This is a genomic window from Ponticoccus litoralis, from assembly GCF_039769985.1.
Classification (GTDB): domain Bacteria; phylum Pseudomonadota; class Alphaproteobacteria; order Rhodobacterales; family Rhodobacteraceae; genus Ponticoccus; species Ponticoccus litoralis.
In genome coordinates this window covers 122,308-141,973 of record NZ_JBDNCH010000004.1, presented here as the reverse complement: position 1 = coordinate 141,973, position 19,666 = coordinate 122,308, and the positions used below count along the sequence as shown (strand labels likewise).

At 65.7% G+C, this 19,666-nt stretch carries 17 protein-coding genes, 2 pseudogenes and 2 riboswitches; of the genes and pseudogenes, 6 read left to right on the top strand and 13 right to left on the bottom strand.

From position 1 onward, the window contains the following. Nucleotides 1-7: 7 nt before the first annotated feature. Together ABFB10_RS21315 and ABFB10_RS21310 are read right to left on the bottom strand one after the other, a co-directional pair. The gene (locus ABFB10_RS21315) at nt 8-961 is read right to left on the bottom strand and encodes an ABC transporter substrate-binding protein (protein ID WP_347168249.1); all 954 of its coding nucleotides are present in this window, start codon (nt 959-961) and stop codon (nt 8-10) included. 95 nt (nt 962-1,056) lie between these two features. Then, nucleotides 1,057-1,182, bottom strand: coding sequence for a hypothetical protein (locus tag ABFB10_RS21310; RefSeq protein ID WP_347168248.1), 126 nt, complete (start codon nt 1,180-1,182; stop codon nt 1,057-1,059). Continuing rightward, nucleotides 1,166-1,357, bottom strand: a riboswitch (cobalamin riboswitch). Its footprint overlaps the gene before it by 17 nt. 387 nt (nt 1,358-1,744) lie before the next feature. After that, nucleotides 1,745-1,938, top strand: a riboswitch (cobalamin riboswitch). 94 nt (nt 1,939-2,032) lie between these two features. Between ABFB10_RS21310 and nrdH the strand changes: the two genes are divergently transcribed. The 4 genes from nrdH to nrdF are packed head-to-tail and all read left to right on the top strand — an operon-like array spanning nt 2,033 to nt 5,790. Continuing rightward, entirely contained in the window at nt 2,033-2,254 is a 222-nt protein-coding gene (nrdH, locus tag ABFB10_RS21305) for a glutaredoxin-like protein NrdH (protein WP_347168247.1), read from the top strand. Nucleotides 2,255-2,270: 16 nt separating this feature from the next. After that, a complete protein-coding gene (gene nrdI, locus ABFB10_RS21300) occupies nt 2,271-2,687 on the top strand; it encodes a class Ib ribonucleoside-diphosphate reductase assembly flavoprotein NrdI (protein ID WP_347168246.1) in 417 nt (138 codons plus the stop codon). Then, the gene (nrdE, locus tag ABFB10_RS21295) at nt 2,669-4,801 is read left to right on the top strand and encodes a class 1b ribonucleoside-diphosphate reductase subunit alpha (RefSeq protein ID WP_347168245.1); all 2,133 of its coding nucleotides are present in this window, start codon (nt 2,669-2,671) and stop codon (nt 4,799-4,801) included. Before nrdI ends, nrdE begins: the two co-directional genes overlap by 19 nt. Before the next feature lie 11 nt (nt 4,802-4,812). Next, nucleotides 4,813-5,790: a class 1b ribonucleoside-diphosphate reductase subunit beta gene (nrdF, locus tag ABFB10_RS21290; protein ID WP_347168244.1), complete on the top strand. Its 978-nt coding sequence runs from the start codon at nt 4,813-4,815 to the stop codon at nt 5,788-5,790. Nucleotides 5,791-6,205: 415 nt separating this feature from the next. Here nrdF and ABFB10_RS21285 read toward each other — a convergent pair whose 3' ends face one another. The 8 genes and pseudogenes from ABFB10_RS21285 to ABFB10_RS21250 form a co-directional block, all read right to left on the bottom strand. Then, the gene (locus ABFB10_RS21285) at nt 6,206-7,696 is read right to left on the bottom strand and encodes an inorganic phosphate transporter (RefSeq protein ID WP_347168243.1); all 1,491 of its coding nucleotides are present in this window, start codon (nt 7,694-7,696) and stop codon (nt 6,206-6,208) included. A gap of 48 nt (nt 7,697-7,744) precedes the next feature. Then, nucleotides 7,745-8,005 carry an NUDIX hydrolase gene (locus ABFB10_RS21280; RefSeq protein WP_347168242.1) on the bottom strand — a complete coding sequence of 87 codons (261 nt, stop codon included), beginning with the start codon at nt 8,003-8,005 and terminating at the stop codon, nt 7,745-7,747. A gap of 364 nt (nt 8,006-8,369) precedes the next feature. Beyond that, a complete protein-coding gene (locus ABFB10_RS21275; protein ID WP_347168241.1) occupies nt 8,370-9,515 on the bottom strand; it encodes an HPP family protein in 1,146 nt (381 codons plus the stop codon). Nucleotides 9,516-9,804: 289 nt separating this feature from the next. Continuing rightward, the gene (gene purU / locus ABFB10_RS21270; RefSeq protein WP_347168240.1) at nt 9,805-10,689 is read right to left on the bottom strand and encodes a formyltetrahydrofolate deformylase; all 885 of its coding nucleotides are present in this window, start codon (nt 10,687-10,689) and stop codon (nt 9,805-9,807) included. 153 nt (nt 10,690-10,842) lie between these two features. Further along, on the bottom strand, nt 10,843-11,403 hold the full coding sequence (locus ABFB10_RS21265; protein ID WP_347168239.1) for a sarcosine oxidase subunit gamma: 561 nt from the start codon (nt 11,401-11,403) through the stop codon (nt 10,843-10,845). Beyond that, nucleotides 11,396-14,342, bottom strand: a pseudogene (locus tag ABFB10_RS21260) (sarcosine oxidase subunit alpha family protein). The gene ABFB10_RS21265 and the pseudogene ABFB10_RS21260 overlap by 8 nt, the downstream one beginning before the upstream one ends. After that, the gene (locus ABFB10_RS21255; protein WP_347168238.1) at nt 14,339-14,620 is read right to left on the bottom strand and encodes a sarcosine oxidase subunit delta; all 282 of its coding nucleotides are present in this window, start codon (nt 14,618-14,620) and stop codon (nt 14,339-14,341) included. Before ABFB10_RS21255 ends, ABFB10_RS21260 begins: the two are co-directional and overlap by 4 nt. 10 nt (nt 14,621-14,630) lie before the next feature. Beyond that, a pseudogene (locus ABFB10_RS21250) lies at nt 14,631-15,882 on the bottom strand (sarcosine oxidase subunit beta family protein). Nucleotides 15,883-15,992: 110 nt separating this feature from the next. On the opposite strand from ABFB10_RS21250, the gene ABFB10_RS21245 reads away from it, so the two are divergent. After that, a complete protein-coding gene (locus tag ABFB10_RS21245) occupies nt 15,993-16,949 on the top strand; it encodes a GlxA family transcriptional regulator (protein WP_347168237.1) in 957 nt (318 codons plus the stop codon). Between the two features lie 39 nt (nt 16,950-16,988). Here ABFB10_RS21245 and ABFB10_RS21240 read toward each other — a convergent pair whose 3' ends face one another. From ABFB10_RS21240 to ABFB10_RS21230, 3 genes are read right to left on the bottom strand one after another with little or no spacing between them, the layout of a single operon-like run. After that, nucleotides 16,989-17,645 carry a GntR family transcriptional regulator gene (locus tag ABFB10_RS21240; RefSeq protein WP_347168236.1) on the bottom strand — a complete coding sequence of 219 codons (657 nt, stop codon included), beginning with the start codon at nt 17,643-17,645 and terminating at the stop codon, nt 16,989-16,991. A gap of 57 nt (nt 17,646-17,702) precedes the next feature. Then, complete coding sequence (locus ABFB10_RS21235; RefSeq protein WP_347168235.1) at nt 17,703-18,107, bottom strand: maleate cis-trans isomerase family protein; 405 nt, start codon at nt 18,105-18,107, stop codon at nt 17,703-17,705. Between the two features lie 6 nt (nt 18,108-18,113). Beyond that, nucleotides 18,114-18,455 (bottom strand): hypothetical protein, encoded by a 342-nt coding sequence (locus tag ABFB10_RS21230; RefSeq protein ID WP_347168234.1) that lies wholly within the window; start codon nt 18,453-18,455, stop codon nt 18,114-18,116. A 162-nt stretch (nt 18,456-18,617) separates the two neighbouring features. Between ABFB10_RS21230 and dctP the strand changes: the two genes are divergently transcribed. After that, on the top strand, nt 18,618-19,622 hold the full coding sequence (gene dctP / locus ABFB10_RS21225; protein WP_347168233.1) for a TRAP transporter substrate-binding protein DctP: 1,005 nt from the start codon (nt 18,618-18,620) through the stop codon (nt 19,620-19,622). The last annotated feature ends 44 nt before the right edge of the window (nt 19,623-19,666 follow it).

The window sequence follows — 19,666 nt, the reverse complement described above, 5'->3', positions numbered from 1 at the left end:
GACCCACTCAGAACCCGGCCCGATAGGTCATGCCGGGCTGGTAGGGCAGGCCCTGGAAGTCCTCGATCCACCGGCGCATCGCCTCTTCGGGGTCGATATCGGCGAACAGCTCGGGGTGCGCCCATTTGGCGATCTGCAGGGCGCCGGTGATCTTGGACGACCCGCCCGCGAGGTAGTAGTTGATGACGTGGACATTGCCGCTTTGCCCCGCCGGAGAGGACAGGATTTCCTCGCGGCCGGTCAGGTCGGCCCATGTCGTCGCGTATTGCGCCTCGGGGATCGTGGTGTAGGAACCCGGCTCCAGCTTGACGATCAGCTGCGGCTGGCGCTGGACGATTTCCTCGGGGTCGATGGTGAAGGCGTTGACGTTCCCGCGCGAGGCCGCCTGATCCTCGATGACGATATCGCCAAAGACATTCTCGCCCCCGCCGGCGGCGATCATGTCATGCCAGCCGGACCCCGGCGTCACGGTCACGAGCGGGCGCTTTTCCTCGAGGTAGACAGGCACCGGCGGGACACCGTCCAGACGCTCGGCCAGCAGGGTCTGGTAGCCGACGTAGTAATCCACCAGATCCGCCGCCTGCTCTTCCCGGCCGAAAAGCTTGCCCATCAGCTCGACGTTCTCGACATGCTTCAGCGTGTCCCAGGCGGTGATGACCATGACCGGGATGCCGAAGGGTTCCAGCTGGCGCGCCGCCTCTTCGTAGACGCCATTGCGCGGCAGGATCACCAGGTCGGGGTTCTTGGCGATGATCGCCTCGTAGTTCGGTTCGTTCTGCCCCTGCCCGACCACGTCGGCCTCGGTGAACTCGGGCCAGTAATCCGGGTCGCGATAGGTGCTGGCGCCGGTGCCGACAACCTGGTCGATGGCGCCGATGGCGCGGGCGAATTCCACCGAGTAGCGGTTGAAGATCACCGCGCGCTGGATCGGAAGATCGACCTCGACCGAGCGTACCGACATCGTCGGTGATGGTTTCGGCCCAAAGGGGCACCGAGGTCGCCAGCGCGACAGCCGCGGCGAAGAGGGTGGATTTGAACAACATGCGATCACCTCGATCAGTTTTGTTTCCCGAGGTGCTCTTGGGGTGCATCACGGCGCCGGACCCGGCGCCCTTCGGCGTCCGGCCCCATGGCCATGGCTGCCACCCTGCCGAGCCCCTCGTCGGCGGTTGCGTCTGCCATGGCAGGTCTCCTCGGCTCGCGGCTCGGACGTTCGATGATCCCTTCCCGGCCCGGGGGCCAGTGGCACGATCGCGAACTCGCCGCCTACAGTTGCGAGGGCAGCCGCAGCCCGGGTCTCCCCGTCCTGCGTTCCCTTTTCATCCGCCGTTGCGGAACCGTGGCAGGCCGGAAGATACAGAGATCGCGCTCCGCGGCAACAGCAAAGGCAGCGGGTCCCCGGCCGTGAGGGGGTAACGCATTGGCGCATCGGGATATTCGGTGGCGCTGGAACTGATGGACCCCCGACAGCCCGTCCGCGGAGCATGCTGGCCGATGCCCGGCGCGCGGCGGCGGGGGCCTTGTGGATGCGCGCTGTTCGCCGCAGGACCAGCGGGCGCGGAAAGCCGGGCCCGGCGCGCCACAGCCCGGCCTTCGCGACGGGGCATCCTCCGGTGGTCGGCCCGCCGCTTCCCGCCCGGGCGACAGGCAGGATAACGGACCCGAAAAGCCCCTGCCGATACCGGACGTCGACTTATCCCCGGAAAACGACCTTCAATATATTGACACCCCCCTGCCCCGGATCGCAATATGCAGTTGCTTTGGTTCCGGCGGGGTGACTCGTCGGCTAAGAGGGAAGCCGGTGAGGGTCCGGCACTGCCCCCGCAACTGTAAACGGCGAGTTTCTGTCCATTCCACTGGTGTCGGACGGCACCGGGAAGGCGGACAGGAAACGTTTGAGCCGCAAGTCAGGAGACCTGCCAGAGCATGAACGACGACCGCGGCGGAGGGCCCGGGCGCGCGGATAGGTCGTTTGGCCCTGTCCCCGTGTCCGCTTCGCCCACAGGCAGCAAACCGGCAAAGGGACAACCGCATGAGTATCACCGTCTATTCCAAGCCCGCCTGCGTGCAATGCACCGCAACCACCCGCGCCCTGACCGCGCGCGGCATCGATTTCCGCCTCGTCGACCTGACCGAGGACGCCGCGGCCATGGAACTGGTCACCGGGCTTGGATACCGGCAGGCGCCGGTTGTCGTCGCGGGCGACGAGCACTGGGCCGGGTTCCGTCCCGACATGATCAGCCGCCTGTCCTGACGCCGGGCGGTCGGTCATGGGGGGCCTCGCCTATTTTTCCAGCGGCTCGGGCAACACGGCCCGGTTCGTGGAGCGGCTCGGCCTTCCCGCCACCCGGCTGCCCCTGCGCGGCGATGCCGCGCCGCCGCTGATGACCGCGCCCTTCGTGCTGATCTGTCCGACCTACGCGGACGGGGCGGGGCGCGGCGCGGTGGCCAAGCCGGTGATCCGGTTTCTGAACATCGAAGCGAACCGGACCCTGCTGCGCGGCGTGATCGCCAGCGGCAACCGGAACTTCGGAGAGACATTCGCGATGGCCGGACAGGTCATCGCCCGAAAATGCAACGTGCCCGTGCTCTACCGGTTCGAACTCGCGGGGACCGACGCCGACATCGCCCGTGTTCGTGACGGGCTGCAAACCTTCTGGGGAACCCGATGCTTGACGCCAGCCTGACCCAAGGCCTTGATTACCACGCGCTGAACGCGATGCTGAACCTCTACGACGCAGAGGGCAACATCCAGTTCGAAGCCGACCGCATGGCGGCGCGGCAGTACTTCCTGCAACATGTGAACCAGAACACGGTCTTCTTCCATTCGCTGGAAGAGAAGCTGGGCTACCTCGTCGACGAGGGTTACTATGAGGCGCAGGTTCTGGAACAGTATCCCCGGGACTTCCTGCGCAGGATCTGGGAGGCCGCCTTTGCCAAGAAGTTCCGCTTTCCGACCTTCCTTGGCGCGTTCAAGTATTACACCTCCTACACGCTGAAGACCCGCGACGGGCAGCGGTTCCTCGAACGCTACGAAGACCGCGTCGTGATGAACGCGCTGGCGCTGGCGCAGGGCGATGAGACGCTGGCCATGCAGCTGATGGAGGAAATCCTCTCGGGCCGGTTCCAGCCCGCGACGCCGACCTTCCTGAACGCCGGCAAGACCGCGCGGGGCGAATTCGTGTCCTGCTTCCTGCTGCGGCTGGAAGACAACATGGAAAGCATCGGGCGCGGCATCAACTCGGCCCTGCAACTGTCCAAGCGCGGCGGTGGCGTGGCCCTGATGCTGACCAACATCCGCGAGTACGGCGCGCCCATCAAGGGGATCGAGAACCAGTCCTCGGGCGTCATCCCGGTGATGAAACTGCTGGAGGACAGCTTCAGCTACGCCAACCAGCTGGGCGCCCGGCAGGGTGCGGGCGCGGTCTATCTGCACGCGCATCACCCGGACATCCTGCGCTTCCTCGACACCAAGCGCGAGAACGCCGACGAGAAGATCCGCATCAAGACGCTGTCGCTTGGCGTGGTGATCCCCGACGTGACCTTCGAGCTGGCGAAGCGCAACGAGGACATGTATCTCTTTTCGCCGCACGACGTCGAACGGGTCTACGGCTGTGCCTTCTCGGAAATCTCGGTGACCGAAAAATACGCCGAGATGGTCGACAACCCGAAGATCCGCAAGAAGAAGATCAACGCGCGCGCCTTCTTCCAGACGCTGGCCGAAATCCAGTTCGAAAGCGGCTATCCCTACATCATGTTCGAGGACACGGTGAACCGCGCGAACCCGATCGCGGGCCGGATCACCATGTCGAACCTCTGCTCCGAGATCCTTCAGGTGAACGAGCCGTCGGAGTTCAACGACGACCTCAGCTATGCGCACATGGGCACCGACATCTCCTGCAACCTCGGGTCCATGAACATCGCGCGGGCCATGGATGGCGGCGATCTGGGCGCCTCTGTCGGCACCGCGATCCGGGCGCTGAACGCGGTGTCCGAGATGTCGGCCATCGACTCGGTGCCCTCGATCCGCAAGGGCAACGACGAAAGCCACGCCATCGGGCTTGGGCAGATGAACCTGCACGGCTTCCTTGCGCGCGAGCATATCCAGTACGGCAGCCCCGAAGGCGTGGAATTCACCAGCGCCTATTTCGCCGCCATCCTGTTCCACGCGTTGACCGCCTCTTGCCGGCTGGCGCAGAAAAAGGGCCGCAGCTTCAAGGGGTTCGAGACCTCGGCCTATGCCGACGGCAGTTATTTCGACAAGTATACCGACCGCAGCTGGCGCCCCGAGCAGCCATCCGTGAAGGCGCTGTTCAAGCGGTTCGGCATCGAGCTGCCGGGCAAGAAGGACTGGGTCGCGCTCAAGAAGGACGTGATGACGCACGGGCTGTACAATCGCAACCTGCAGGCGGTGCCGCCCACCGGCTCGATCAGCTACATCAACTATGCGACCTCCTCGATCCATCCGATCACCGCGAAGATCGAGATCCGCAAGGAGGGCAAGATCGACCGCGTCTACTATCCGGCGCCCTACATGAACGCCGAGAACCTCGAGTATTACCGCGACGCCTACGACATCGGCCCCGAGGCGATCATCGACACCTATGCCGCGGCGACGGAACACGTCGACCAGGGCCTGTCGCTGACCCTGTTCTTCCCCGCCGAGGCCAGCACCCGCGATATCAACCGCGCGCAGATCTACGCCTGGAAGAAGGGCATCAAGACAATCTACTACATCCGCCTGCGCCAGGCCGCGCTGGAAGGCACCGAAGTCGAGGGCTGCGTGTCCTGCACGCTTTGAGGAACGAGACGATGAAAGACATGACCCACACCCGCCCCGTCCCCCGCGCGATCAACTGGAACCGCCTTCAGGACGACAAGGACCTGGAAATCTGGAACCGCCTGACCGCCAATTTCTGGCTGCCGGAAAAGGTGCCGCTGTCGAACGACATCCAAAGCTGGTCGCAGCTGACCGAGGACGAACAGACCCTGACGATCCGGGTCTTCACCGGGCTGACGCTGCTGGACACGATCCAGAACACGGTAGGCGCCCCGGCCCTGATGCCCGACGCCCAGACGCCGCACGAAGAGGCGGTGCTGACCAATATCGCCTTCATGGAGGCGGTGCACGCGCGGTCCTATTCGTCGGTCTTCTCGACCCTGTGCCAGACCGTTCAGGTGGACGAGGCCTTCCGCTGGTCGGCGGAGAACGAACACCTTCAGGCCAAGTCCCGCCTGATCCTCGACGAATACGACGCCACCGCGAACCCGCTGAAGAAGAAGATCGCCAGCGTGTTCCTCGAAAGCTTCCTCTTCTACTCGGGCTTCTACCTGCCCATGCACTGGTCCAGCCGTGCGCGCCTGACCAATACCGCCGACCTGATCCGGCTGATCATCCGGGACGAGGCGATCCATGGCTATTACATCGGCTACAAGTTCCAGCGCGCGCTGGAGCGCCTGCCCGAGGCCGAACGGGCCGAGTTGAAGGACTTTGCCTTTGCGCTGCTCTTCGACCTCTACGACATCGAGGCGCGCTATACCCAGCAGCTCTACGATCCGCTGGGCCTGACCGAGGACGTCAAGGCCTTCCTGCATTACAACGCCAACAAGGCGCTGCAGAACCTCGGCTTCGAGGCGCTGTTTCCGGACGAGACCTGCCGGGTGAACCCCGCGATCATGGCGGCCCTGTCGCCGGGTTCGGACGAGAACCACGACTTCTTCTCGGGGTCTGGGTCGAGCTACGTCATCGGCAAGACCGTCGCGACCGAAGACGCCGACTGGGATTTCTGACGCCCGTCGCTTGTCGGCCCGCTCCGGCCCGGGGCGGACCGGCACAGGGGGGCGTTGGACGAAAGCGCAGATCGGCGGGTAGGGCGTGATCCGGCGGCGGCTCGGGGCCTGTGTGCCCGCGGGGCCGCGCCCGACAGCACCACCCCTGCGTGACGCGGCTTTAGCGCCCCCTGCCCTGACGCCGCCCGCGGCGGCGAGGCCGGGCACCTGTTTTCCGACCGGATAGCTGGCCCTCAGCGCCGCTGCGCCCTGCCCGTCATCCGCGCCGTTGAGCCCTTGGGGCGGTGCGGTCGGAGGCGCTGGCGCCCGGCCCTCACCCGGCTTGCCTGCCAGCGCCTGCCACCCGAGGCGAGGCATCTTGCAGGCAGGCCGCACATCCCCTCCGGCGCGACGGGAAAAGGCCCCGCGCAGGCGGTTACGAGACTTCCAGCACGCCGCGGATCACCGTGAAGATCGCCGCCGACAGCAGCGCCGCCGCCGGGACCGTGATCACCCAGGCCGCGATGATGGTCATGAAATGGGACCGCCGCACCAGCTTGCGCCGCCGCCGTTCCTCGGGGGCCGGGCGCATCTCTTTCGGCACGGCGGCCTTGACGTTGCGCATCCGGCGCTCTGCGTCCCATTCCCGGAAGAAGCCCACGCCAAAGACGCCGCCCACGGCGATATGGGTCGAGCTGACCGGCAGCCCCAGCCAGCTGGCCACGATCACCGTGATCGCCGCCGAAAGCGCCACGCAATAGGCGCGCATCGGGTTCAGCTTGGTGATCTGGTTGCCGACCATGCGGATCAGCTTCGGCCCGAAGAGGAAGAGGCCGAAGGAAATCCCCATGGCGCCGATCACCATGACCCAGATCGGGATGCCGAAGGCATGGGTGAAATCGCCGGTGCTCGAGGCCTGCACGATGGCCGCCAGAGGCCCGACCGCATTGGCCACGTCGTTGGCGCCATGGGCGAAGCTGAGCAGCGCCGCCGAGACGATCAGGGGGATGCCGAACAGCACCTTGAGCGACTTGTTGCGGTTCTCCAGCCCCTCGGACTGGTGGCGGATCACCGGGATCATCACCAGCCAGATCAGGACCCCGGCGCCCAGACCGATCAACAGCGCCGCGCCGAGGTCGATCTTCACCAGCTGCTTCAGGCCCTTCAGCGCGATATAGGCGGTAAAGGCGCCGCCCATGATGCCCACCAGAACCGGGACCCAGCGCCGGGCAGAGGCGATCTTGTCCTCGGTGTAGATGATGTTCGACTTGATGAACCACAGGAACCCGGCGGCGATGGCCCCGCCCAGCATCGGCGAGATCACCCAGCTTGCGGCAATCGCGCCCATCTGCCCCCAGCTGACGGCGGCAAAGCCCGCCGCGGCGATGCCCGCGCCCATCACGCCGCCGACCACCGAATGCGTGGTCGAGACCGGCGCGCCGATCCATGTGGCAAGGTTGACCCAGAGCGCCGAGGCCAGCAGCGCCGCCATCATGGCGGTGATGAAGGCGCCGGGCGTGCCCATGCTTTCCGGCGCGATGATGCCCTTGGCGATGGTCGAGACCACGTCGCCGCCCGCGATCAGGGCGCCCGCGCTTTCGAAGACCACCGCGATGGCGATGGCCCCGCCCATGGTCAGCGCGTTGGCGCCCACCGCGGGGCCCATGTTGTTGGCCACGTCGTTGGCGCCGATGTTCAGCGCCATGTAGGCCCCGAAGGCCGCCGCGATCACCACGACCAGCGTGTTGTTCGCCTGCCCGAAGATCAGCGCCGCCAGAAGCGCGGCGAAGACCACGAAGACCAGCCCGACTCCCAGCCCGATGACCGGTCGGCTGACATAGGCCGTGGCCTGCTCTAGCGTCGAAAGCCGTCCGAGGTCACGGTCCAGTGTCTCGAGGTGGCTGGGGTCCAGATCGTTGTGCGACATTACTCACTCCCGCAATACGCAGACGCGGGTAACGGCAATGTAACAGATTTACAACAAGGCGACGTCGGAAGATGCCGTATGGAAACGTTCGAATATCTCCCGAAGGCCCGGTTCCGCGACCAGTGTCGCCGCGTCACGCGGCGCGTGCCATGCCAGGCGGCGCTGACCGGCTTCGGGAAAACGCTCTTCAAGGCCCGCGACCTCCATCGGGTAGACCAGAACCCGGACCGGGATCGGCAGGCCCGACCGCTTGGTCTTCAGGTAGCGGAATTCGCCGATCGCCTCGGCGGGAATCGCGACGGGACGCACGCCCGCCTCTTCCCGGGCTTCCTCTGCCGCGGCCTCTGCGGCGTCCCGTACCGCGCATGAGTCCGCCCTTGGGAATGACCCAGCGCCCGGTGTCCCGGCTGGTGATCAGAAGCACTTCGCGCCCCGCCCCCTCGCCACGATAACACAGGGCCGCGATCTGGATCATGTCTGGTCGCCGTACAAGTGGCAGCACATAGTCCGTGAAAAAACTGAAAATCCGATGCTTCAAAGAATACCTTTCGCAACTGCAAGAAACCCGCAGGCGGCTTTGCGCACAAAGCGGCCCTGCCGGTCTAAACATGACGCTTTGCGGCCCGGTTTCAAGTCTACCGGCCACGTGGCCCCGCCAAAGCCCCGCGAAAGGTCAGGGGCGGCGCATGGATAGGCGCGCCATGGCGGCCACCGCATCGGTCCGCGTAACGATGCCGACGATCCGGTCGTCTTCGATGACCGGAACGGCATCGGCCTCGCCCTCGGCCAGCAGCGGCAAGAGCACGGTCAGCGGCGCATCCGGTGCAACCCGGGCCCCGGCGCTGCTCATGATGTCGCCCGCCCGCACCGGCTGCCGCCGCGCAGGGTCCAGCAGGCGCCGCATGGCCGCGACAAAGCGCCGGTCCAGCCGCAGCGCGTCCTCCCTGACCCGCGAGATCAGGTGGATCTGGAAGATGACCCCAAGGAACCGCCCATCCTCGGCCACCACCGGAAGAGAGGTGAAACGGTGGCGCCGGAACAGCTCTGCCACCTCGACCAGCGGGGTCCCGGGGCCGACCGTGATCAGGTCGCGCGACATGATGTCGGCGGCGGTCAGCGGGCCGACCTCGTGGCTGGCGGCCTGCAATTCCGCCGCGCCGATCAGCCGGGCCAGGTCCTCGACGCCCAGGTTGAAGGACTGGCGATAGCGTTCGAGGATCGCGGTCAGCTCTGCCTCGCCCAGACCGATCCGTTCGAGCGCGCCGGGTTCGTCCGTGCCGTGGGTGTTGGGTTCGTTGAACTGGCGGAACGGGTAGCGCCGCCCGGTCAGGCGCGCGTAGACCGCCGCCGTGGCGACCAGCGCAAGGCTTCCCGCCGCCACCGGCGTCAGCGCAAAGGTGAACCCCATCGCCTCTACCGTCTCGGGGCTCATGGCGGCCACCATGGCCACCGCGCCCGCCGGGGGATGCACCGCCCGGGCAAGGATGGTGACGACGATCGCCCCGCCGACCGCCACCGCGATCCGCAGGGTCGGATCGGGGATCCAGAGGCAGGCGGCGACCCCGACGATGGCCGCCAGCGTGTTGCCGACGACCACCGACCAGGGCTGGGCCAGCGGGCTGTTGGGCACCGCGAACAGAAGGACGGAGGTGGCCCCGAAGGGCGCGATGAGGAACAGCCCGGTGGACAGGTCGACCAGGGGCGACAGCACGAAGACGGCGATGACCACAAGCGCGGCGAAGGCCCCGAACCCGTTCCGAAGCGCCTCTGCCGGGGGGGTATGGCCAACCGCCGGGCCAAGGGATCTGAAAATACTCATACCGGGCACTCCCCTCTTCCTGCCACACGCGTGGCGTCGCGGGGCCGTGCAAAAAAGGCGCCGCAATGCGTCGCCCCCCGGCTTCTATCCAAGGTCTCTGCCGGGTGCGAGGGCATTCCGCCACCCGGCCCCGGCCTGCGCCCCGGGCGGCGCGCGGCTGTCCGCCCCCGCGCCGCCCACCGCATCGACGTCACACAGCCCCCCCGCCGCCGGGCGCGGGGAAGCCGGTCTGTGGGCCCGGATCCTGCGCCTGACGCGCTTGATGACCGGTTGCGGCCCTGGCGTCGGGTCAGCCCATCTTCTCCGAGCTGTAGGAACCGGGGCCTGCGGGCACCACCACGGTCTTGTTGCCGTTCAGGAAGACGCGATGATTGGCATGGGCGTGGATCGCGCGGGCGAGCACCTGCGCCTCGACATCCCGGCCAAGCGAGACGTAGTCGGATGCGGACTGGGCATGCGTCACGCGGATGATGTCCTGTTCGATGATCGGGCCTTCGTCCAGGTCGGCGGTGACGTAGTGCGAGGTGGCGCCGATCAGCTTCACCCCGCGTTCGAAGGCCTGCTTGTAGGGATTCGCGCCCTTGAAGGACGGCAGGAAGGAATGGTGGATATTGATGATCCGGCCCGACATCGTCTCGCACATCTCGTCGGACAGCACCTGCATGTAACGCGCCAGCACGATCAGTTCGGCCCCCGCCTCTTCGACGACCTTCATGATGGCGGCCTCGGCCTGCGGTTTGTTTTCCTTTGTGACCTTGATGCAGTGGAACGGGATATCCGCGTTCACCACCACTTTCTGATAGTCCATGTGGTTCGAGATCACGGCGACGATGTCGACCGGCAGCGCGCCGATCCTGACGCGGTACAGCAGGTCGTTCAGGCAGTGCCCGAACCGGCTGACCATGATCACCACCTTCATCTTCCGGGCGACATCGTGGAACGCGGCCTGCATCGAGAACGTCTCGACGATTTGCGCGAACTCGCCCTCCAGCTCGGAAAGGGTCGTCCCCGCTTCCGCCTCGAAGGCCACGCGCATGAAAAAGCGCCCCGTGTCGAGGTCGTCGAACTGGGAACTGTCGGTGATGTTGCAGCCGTGCTCCGCCAGGAAGGTGGAAATGGCGGCGACGATTCCGCGACGGGCCGGGCAGGTCACGGTCAGGCAGTATTTGGTCATGGGTTTCTCCGCGATGACCGCGCGCGTGTGGCGGCGCGGTCTGTCTGTCTGTGGGTCAGGGTTAGGGTTGGGTCGGGCCCGCAGGGCCGGCGGATCGGGCCGCCCGCAGCGGCGGCTTTCCCGCGCCGGCGGTGGCAGCGGCAGGGGGCGCGGTCATCGACCGCCCCAGCCGCGTGCCGCCGTCGCAAGCGCATGCCACAGCGCCTGCGCATAGGTGCGCATCCCGATCACGGCCAGATGGTCATCGCTCCGGCGCAGGAGAAAGACGCTCATGTGTTCGAGGTTGGTGCGCGCAACGCTGCCGGGGGTGAAGCCCTTCGGGTCGAGGTTGACGAGCTTTGCCAGCAAGGGCTCGACGAAGCCCGCGCCCCCGCTTGAGGTGATCTCGAAGGCGGTGAACCCGTCGGTCTGCTCGCTGACCGAACACGCCGGGGCCTCGGCCAGGACCCCGGCGCAAAAGTCGGAGGCGCCCTGACCGGGCCCCTCGATCATCCACTGGTCGCGGTCGATCCAGAATGCCCCGGCATTGGCGCCCGCAACCGCCTGCCCGGCGGGGGGCAGGGTCAGGCCGAAGGGGCTTGGCGCGCTTTGCCCCCTGCGCAGGGTCAGGGACGCCAGCGCGAGGTCGGCGTTCTCGACAAGGGTCAGGGCGCCGTGGGTCTCGCGGCGGGGCTCGGTCGCGCCAAGGGCGGTCATCGGGATGAGATCAGTCACGGAGGCGCACTCCTTCGGGGTCGACAAACTGGGCGGACACGACTTCGACGTCGCAGTCCTGCCCTTCCAGAGGGTTGGCCGCGGTGATCACCTCGCCCAGACGGCTATCGCCGTTCTCCAGATATCCAAGCGCGATGTGGCTTCCCAGATTGGGCGAATAGCAGGCGGAGGTGACCCAGCCCTGATCGGTTTGCAGATCCTGCCTGTCGCCCCTTGTGAACAGATGCGCCCCGGCGGGGATCTGAATATCCGGGCTGCGCGGCCTGAGACCGACAAGGCGGCGCGGTTCGTTCGCCAGACCTTCGCGGCGGGACATGACCGCGCCGATCGAATCCTTCTTGGCGGACACCATCTTGCCCAGCCCCAGCATCGATGCCGTTGTCTGGCCGGTGATCTCGGCGCCCGTCGCGTGGCCCTTCTCGATCCGCAGCACACCAAGCGCCTCGGTCCCGTAGGGCGTCGCCCCCAGATCCGCGCCGCACTGCATCAAACGCTCTACCAGGGCGTTGCCATAGCGGGCGGGCACGGCGATCTCATAGGCAAGTTCGCCCGAGAATGAGATCCGGAAAAGCCGCGCCCGAAGCCCGCCGCAGATCGTCAGGCCGGAACAGGCCATGAAGGGGAAGGCCTCGTTGGACAGATCGAACCCGTCGACGATCCGGCTTAGCAGCGCGCGTGAATTCGGACCCGCAACCGCGATTTGCGCCCAGGCATCCGTTGTCGAGATCAGCTGCACGTCGAGGTCCGCCCAGAGGCACTGACGGGCAAACTCCATGTTGCGATACACGGCCCCGGCATTCGCGGTGGTCGTCGTGACCACATAGTGATCCTCGGCCAGACGGGCGCAGGTGCCATCGTCGTAAAGCGTGCCGTCCTCGCGCAGCATAAGCCCGTAGCGCACCCTGCCCACCTTCAGCGTACCCATGGTATTGGCGTAAATGCGGTTCAGGAACTCTGCGGCATCGGTGCCCTGCACGTCGATCTTGCCCAGCGTCGTGACGTCGCACAGGCCCACGCCCTCGCGAACGGCCCCGGCCTCGCGGTCGACGGACTGGCGCCAATGCGTCTCGCCCGGTTGCGGAAAATACTGCGCCCGCATCCATTGCCCCACTTCGACGAACTCGGCCCCCAGCGACTCGGCCCAGCTATGCGTGGGCGTCAGCCGGCGCGGGCGATAATGCGCCCCCGTGTCGCCGCCGCCCAGCACCGAGAGCGAAACGCCGGTGTAGGGCGGGCGGAAGATCGTCGTGCCGGTTTCGGGAATGGTCGCCCCGGTCAGTTCCGCCATGACAGCCAGCGCGGAGATATTGGAGGTCTTGCCCTGATCGGTCGCCATGCCAAGCGTCGTCCACCGCTTGAGATGCTCGACCGAACGCATGTTCTCCTGATGCGCCAGCGCGATGTCCTTGACGGTCACGTCGTTCTGGAAATCGACCCAGTGCGCGTTTCTTGCCGGGCACGTGCCAGAACGCGGCCTGGGCCATGACGCGATCCTCAGCAGAGGGCAGCGCGATGTCCCGCGCCGTGATGCCCAGATCCAAGAGCGCCGTTTGCGCCGCGCGCATCCCGCCTGTCAAAGCGGCAGCCGCGCTGCCCTGCCCCGCCGCCGCCCCCGCGGCGACAAGACCGCTCGGCCCGGTGTCACCCGGCACAAAGGCCAGAAGCTCGTCGTTCCACTGCGGGCGCCCGCGATGGTGCGAGGCGAGATGGACATTGGGGTTCCAGCCGCCCGAGACCGCCAGGGCCCCGACATCGTGCCAGGAGGATCTGCCGTTTCGCGTGATCTCGATGGCGCTCAACCCCTTGCGGCCACGCGTGCCGGTGACGGTGCCGCCCGCGAAGACGGCGTAGTCGCCGAACCGTGGCGCATCCGCCCGGCTGTCGATGACGCCCAGCACCTTCGCGCCCTTGGCGATCAGGTCCATCGCCGTGCGGTGGCCGTCGTCGCCATTGGTGAACACCGCCACCGCATCCGAGGCCGATCGCACCGGCGCGGCGGCCCATCGGTTGACATAGGCGCGCATCGCCCCGGCGAGCATGATGCCCGGGCGGTCGTTGTCGGCAAAGGGGATGTGGCGTTCGATGGCCCCGGCGGCCAGCACCGCGCGCCGCGCTGTGATGCGCCACAGCGTCTGGCGGACTCCTTCGCCCGGCTCTGGCAGGTGGTCGGCGACCCGCTCGACCGCGCCGTAGATGCCGTGGTCATAGGCCCCGAAGACCGTGGTCCGCGACAGGATCCGCACGTTTGGCAGGGTTTCGAGTTCGGCCTGCACCCGGGCCACCCAATCGGCGGCGGGCGCGTCATCCAGCGGATCGCTTTCGGCCAGCAGGCGCCCGCCAAGCCGGAAGTCTTCGTCCGCGAGGATCACGCGCGCCCCGGCCCGTCCGGCGGTCAGTGCCGCCGCAAGACCCGCCGCCCCGCCGCCGATGACCAGCAGGTCGCAATGCAGGAAGCCCTTGTCGTAGCGGTCCGGGTCGGGCAGCATCGACAAGGCCCCCAGCCCCGCCGCCTTGCGGATTGCGGGCTCGTAAAGCCTTTCCCAGAACGCCTTGGGCCACATGAAGGTCTTGTAGTAGAAACCGGCGGCGAAGAAGGGCGACAGCAGGTCGTTGACCGCCAGAAGATCGCGCCCCAGCGAACCCACGTGGTTCTGCGACCGGGCCGTCAACCCCGCAAAGAGCTCGGTGACCGTCGCGCGCGTGTTGGGTTCCGAGCGGGCGCCCTCGCGCAGGGTGACAAGGGCGTTGGGCTCCTCGGACCCGGCCGAGAAGATCCCGCGCGGGCGATGGTACTTGAAGCTTCGCCCGACCAGCTGCACGCCATTTGCCAGAAGCGCCGAGGCCAGCGTGTCACCGTGGTAGCCGACATAGGTCGTGCCGTTGAAGCGGAACGGAAGCGCTGTGTCGCGGTCGATGTGACCGCCGGTCAGACGGGTCATTTCGAGCCTCGCAGATTGACGTCGGCGGCCAGTTCGGCGCCGAGGATTTCGTGGGTCACGGTGTTGCGGGTCACGACAAGCCAGGACCGGTCGCCCTGCTCGTGGTACCAAAGCTCGCGATGGATCCCGGCGGGGTTGTCGCGCAGGTACACGTAGTCGCAAAACGCGGCCTCGGCATTGTCGGCGACCGGGTCCGGCCGGTTCATCAGGCTGGCATCGCCGAGATAGGTGAATTCCTGGCTGTCGCGCAGCCCGAGAAGCGGATGAGGGATCAGCATTCTTGTCTCCTCAGTGCAGGTTGGGTTGGGCGCCAACGCCCTTTTCGTCGATGACATAGCCGCGTGCGAAACGGTCCATCCGGTAGGCCGTCGCAGTCTCGTGCGGGGTGCCGGTGGCCAGCAGATGCGCAAAGGCGTAGCCCGAGGCCGGGGTCGCCTTGAAGCCGCCGTAACACCAGCCGCCGTTGAAGAAGAGCCCGTCGATATGGGTGCGGTCGATGATCGGAGAGCCGTCCATCGACATGTCCATGACGCCGCCCCAGCTGCGCAGCAGCCGCGCCCGCCCGATCATCGGCATCAGCGCCATGCCGCTTTCGATGACGTCCTCGACAATCGGCAGGTTGCCACGCTGCGCATAAGAGTTGTAGCCGTCGATGTCGCCGCCGAAGACCAGCCCGCCCTTGTCGGACTGGCTGATGTAGAAATGGCCGACCCCGAAGGAAATCACGTACCGGAAGCGTCGGCTTCAACCCTTCGGTCACGAAGGCCTGCATGACGTGGCTTTCGATCGGAAGCCGCATGCCAGCCATCGCCATCACGCGCGAGGACGAGCCCGCAACCGCGACGCCGACCTTCTTCGCCCCGATGAAGCCGCGCGCGGTCTCGACGCCGACCATGCGTCCGGCCCGGGTCCGGAATCCGGTGACCTCACAGTTCTGGATGATGTCGACGCCGCGCAGGTCCGCCGCCCGCGCATAGCCCCAGGCCACCCCGTCGTGACGCGCGGTGCCGCCGCGCTTCTGCATGAGGCCCGCCTTGATCGGAAAACGCGCGTTGTCGAAGTTGAGAAACGGCAGCATCTCGCGCAGCCGGTCACGCGACAACAGCGTGCCACCGGCGCCGGACAGCTGCATGGCATTGCCGCGCCGACGAAACGCGTCGCGCTGACCGTCTGTATGGGCGAGGTTGATCACCGACCGCTGGCTCATCATCGAGTTGAAATTGAGATCCTGCTCCTGCCGCTCCCAGAGTTTCATCGAGAACTCGTAGAACGGCTGGTTACCGGGCAGCAGGTAATTGGAGCGGACGATGGTTGTATTGCGCCCGATGTTTCCCGAACCCAGCCAGCCCTTTTCAAGAACGGCAATGTTGGTCAGGCCATATTGCGTCGCAAGGTAATAGGCGGTGGCCAGCCCGTGACCGCCGCCGCCGACGATTATCACATCGTAGGACTTTTTGGGTTCGGGATTGCGCCACAAAGGCTTCCACCCCTTGTGGCCGGTCAAAGCCTCTTTCGCCACTTTGAAGCCAGAAAATTTCATAGCCGCGCTCCTTTTTCGGTATTGTTCTAGGGATGGGCGCCGCCTATGTCTTTTGCCCTTCGGCCTGATGCTGTCGAAAATCGGACAATCGTGGAAGCCGGGGTTTTCAGGTGGCCATAATACGAATCGCCGTGCTGCTGGTGGATGGGTTCACCCTGTTGTCCACGTCATCGGTGCTGGAGCCGCTGCGCGCCGCGAACATGTTCTCGACCCAGGCGCTGTACGAGATTTCGCTTCTGCGCACGCACCCAGACAGCGCGGGCACCGGCATGGGTGCGAGCTTTGCGTCCCGGCATTTCGCCGATGTGGCGCCCGACTTCGACCTGATCCTTGTCGTCGCGGGCGGCGGCAACAAAACCGTTCGCGACCCGGTGCTGTTTCGATGGCTCCGTCGGGCGGATCACGCCGGTGTCGCCATGGGCGGCATTTCCGGCGGGTCGCTTATCCTGGCAAAGGCGGGCCTGCTGGACGGCTACCGCTTCACGGTTCATTGGCACCACTACGAAGCCTTCGCCACAATGCCGGGATCCTGGCTGCTGGAGCGGCGGCTGTTCGTGATCGACCGCACCCGATACACCTGTGCCGGCGGTTCCGCGCCCCTCGATATGATGTATGCGATCATCGCGCGGGACCACGGCACGCGTTTTGCCCGGCGCATCTCGGACTGGTTCATCCAGACCGAGATCAGGCCGACGGACACACCGCAAAAGCCCTCGACCGCATCGCGCTACGGGACGCTGCCGAAACCCGTGAGCGCGGCGCTCGAACTGATGGAGACGCATATCGCCGATCCGCTGGATCAACAGCAGATCGCCGGGCTGGTCGGCGTTTCGGAACGTCACCTTCGGCGCCTGTTCACCGAGGCGCTGGGGATCGGCATGATGGACCAGTACCGCCGGATGCGGCTGGAAACATCGCGGGAGCTGGTCAGGACCACAAGGCTGTCGCTGGGCGAAGTCGCGCAGATGGTGGGCTTTGGCAGTCAGTCGCACTTCACCGAGGCCTATCGGGCGCTGTTCAACGAGCCTCCCTCGATCGACAGGCGCGCCTCGGTGCCCGCGGCATAGGGCGGGGCCGCAGCCCGCGCCCGGGATTGGCCCCTGCCGTCAGATCAGCCCGATCTCCTGAAGCTTTCGAAAGCTGTAGCCGATGTAGATCCGCTGGACGTGCCCGATGGCATCGGAATCGCCCCGTTCCGCCGCCGTCAGCAGGGCGGTCAATTCCTCGACCAGCGCCTGCGTCGCATCCCCGCCGATGGTCTCGGCCAACCGATGCCAGGTGCTTGCCGCCTGCACATAGACCTGAAGCCAGATCGAGCGCAGCGAGGAATTGCCGATCATCGAGGCCACCGTCTCGTTCAGCTCGTGATTGATCTTCACGAACTCGTCGGGGGCGACGTTTTCGGCCAGTTCGGTCGCCCGCTCCAGCAGCACCCTGAGCGCCGCGCAATGCTCGGCGTTCGGGACGATCGGTGACAGCTTGCCGATCAGGCAGGCCAGTTCCAGCCGGACTTCGTACACATGGCGCAGCTGTTCCTGCGTCAGCCCGACGACCACCGTTCCCACGCCATTGCGCGACTCGATCAGGCCGAGATGGCTGATGCGATTGAGCGCGTCCCGAATCGGCGTGCGGCTCACGCCCAGTTCCAAGGCCAGCGCCGCTTCCTTGAGCTGGTCACCGGGCCGGTATTCGAGGAGGCAGATTCGTTCCAGCAGGATGCGCTGTATGGTTGCCGCATCCATTTTCTGCGTTTCTGTGGTCATCGTGTCTTTCTGCCCTCTCGTACACAACATCGGCGCGCGGCCTCTTCACATGCGGGTTCAATGCGCCCGCAGCAGGGTGCCGTATCCTTCGATCCGGTCATCCAGACCGGCAAGGCGCAGCACATCCCACATCATCGCCTGATTTGAGCAGATAACCGGCTTGCCCAACTCTTTCTCAAGTTCTTCAACAATATCAAGTGTTCGCAAGGCGCCGCAGCTGACAAAGACGGCCTCGGCATCCGGTCGGTCGACCGCGGCGGCAAGGCGCCCGATGGCCCGGGGGCTGACGCGCACCATATCTGCATCCTTGTCGAGGTTCAGGCCGCGAATGGCGCTGATCTCGAACCCTGCATCTTCCATGTAGTCCGCTTCGCGCGCATTGATTTCGTCCAGATAGGGGGTCGCCACCGCAACCCGGCGCACGCCCAGGGCCTCGAGCCCCCGCAAAACGCCCGAAATCAAAGTGGTCTACCGGGCGGACGGCGCGCCCCTGGACAGTTCGCCGATCACCCTGTCCTCTCCGATCAGGAGACTTGCCGAGGTGCAGGCATAACACACCACGTCGAGACTGCCGTCGGGCAGCAAGGTGCTGGCAGCCCTGGCCAGATCATCGACCTGATTGCTCAGCGTTTCGACGGAAATGTCATCTTTGTTGTAAGCTCTTGTGAAATGAACGCCGACGCCATAGGGGCGCAAGCGGAACATGTCGTCTTCGATGGTGCGCTCTGTGGAAAGCAGCACGAAGCCAAGCTTGGCGCGCGGATGACGACCGTCGTCGAAAAGCTCACCCAGATCTGAATTGCAAGTCATGCTGTATGCATCCTCTCAGGTTTGCTGGGTCAAATCCGCTGATTCTTGCGTAAAAAAAGGATTTGACGCGCATGCTGTATGCAGCGTAACGGTTCCGTGTAGGTGTGTCGATACGCTACGGCAGGCCGAGGCGAAGAATTCACTGATAGGGAGAGCAGCAGCATGCAGCTGTCGAAAATTGTAAGGGCGGGCGTTTTCGCGCTTGGGTTCGCAGGAGCCTCTGCGACCAGCGCCGCCGCCGAGGAGATCATTCTGGCCCATGTGATGGACCAGGAGCATATCTTCTACAAAGTGGCCGAACAGTTCAGCGCTCGCCTGGACGAGCTGTCGGGCGGCACGATGACCGTGTCCCATCACCCCGGCGGGGATCTTGGCGACTGGACCTCCATCGTCGAGCAGGTCGCGCAGGGCGCCGTTCAGATGACGATGTCCTGGAACCACTCCGAGCTTGACCCGCGCTGGGACGTCTCGATCCTGGGATACGTTGCAGAGGACTGGGAGACCGGCAAGCAGGTCTACGGCCCGGGTTCGGTGATGGCCGGCGTCTACAACGGCATCATGAACGACATGGGCATGGAACTGCTTGGCACGATCCCGACCGACTTCACCGGCTTCGTGGTGCGCAAGGGCGTCGATGTCCCGACCAATTTCCCCGACGATGCCAAGGGCTTCAAGATGCGCGTGCCCGGTCAGCCGATGGCGATCGAGCGGTACAGGGCGACCGGCTTCTCGCCGGTGCCGATGGCCTTCTCCGAGGTTCACACCGCGCTGCAGACCGGGGCCATCGATGGCCGGGCCTATTCCCCGCCCTCCGAAGTCCTGATCTTCAAGGACGTCATCAGCACCTATGTGTTCACCCGCGAGAACTTCGAGCACACCTTCTGGAATGCGAACAAGCGCTGGTTCGACGGCCTGACCGAAGAGCAGCAAGGCTGGATCAAGACCGCCGCGGACGAAGCCACGACCTGGGCCTGGGAAAGCGCCCAAGCCGAAAGCCCGAAGTGGTTCGAGCAGATCCGCGACGCAGGCATCGAGGTGGTCGAACTGACACCCGAGCAGCTTGAAGCCTACAAGAGCCTCATCGTGGCCGCCGAATACCCCTACATGGAAGGGGTGATCGGGTCCGAAATCATGGCTGAAATCAAGGCAGCCGCAGGCATCGAGTAATACCGAAGCCGGGGCGCGGTCATCAAGCTCGCGCCCCGCAGCGA

Excerpts from the sequence above, each read along its gene's own strand:
- ABFB10_RS21275 (WP_347168241.1), bottom strand. The coding sequence starts at position 9,515 with ATGAGTATTTTCAGATCCCTTGGCCCGGCGGTTGGCCATACCCCCCCG.
- ABFB10_RS21255 (WP_347168238.1), bottom strand. The coding sequence starts at position 14,620 with ATGCTGATCCCTCATCCGCTTCTCGGGCTGCGCGACAGCCAGGAATTC.
- nrdE (WP_347168245.1), top strand. The coding sequence starts at position 2,669 with ATGCTTGACGCCAGCCTGACCCAAGGCCTTGATTACCACGCGCTGAAC.
- ABFB10_RS21240 (WP_347168236.1), bottom strand. The coding sequence starts at position 17,645 with ATGACCACAGAAACGCAGAAAATGGATGCGGCAACCATACAGCGCATC.
- dctP (WP_347168233.1), top strand. The coding sequence starts at position 18,618 with ATGCAGCTGTCGAAAATTGTAAGGGCGGGCGTTTTCGCGCTTGGGTTC.
- nrdF (WP_347168244.1), top strand. The coding sequence starts at position 4,813 with ATGAAAGACATGACCCACACCCGCCCCGTCCCCCGCGCGATCAACTGG.
- ABFB10_RS21310 (WP_347168248.1), bottom strand. The coding sequence starts at position 1,182 with ATGGCAGACGCAACCGCCGACGAGGGGCTCGGCAGGGTGGCAGCCATG.
- ABFB10_RS21315 (WP_347168249.1), bottom strand. The coding sequence starts at position 961 with ATGTCGGTACGCTCGGTCGAGGTCGATCTTCCGATCCAGCGCGCGGTG.
- nrdI (WP_347168246.1), top strand. The coding sequence starts at position 2,271 with ATGGGGGGCCTCGCCTATTTTTCCAGCGGCTCGGGCAACACGGCCCGG.
- ABFB10_RS21230 (WP_347168234.1), bottom strand. The coding sequence starts at position 18,455 with ATGACTTGCAATTCAGATCTGGGTGAGCTTTTCGACGACGGTCGTCAT.
- nrdH (WP_347168247.1), top strand. The coding sequence starts at position 2,033 with ATGAGTATCACCGTCTATTCCAAGCCCGCCTGCGTGCAATGCACCGCA.
- purU (WP_347168240.1), bottom strand. The coding sequence starts at position 10,689 with ATGACCAAATACTGCCTGACCGTGACCTGCCCGGCCCGTCGCGGAATC.
- ABFB10_RS21285 (WP_347168243.1), bottom strand. The coding sequence starts at position 7,696 with ATGTCGCACAACGATCTGGACCCCAGCCACCTCGAGACACTGGACCGT.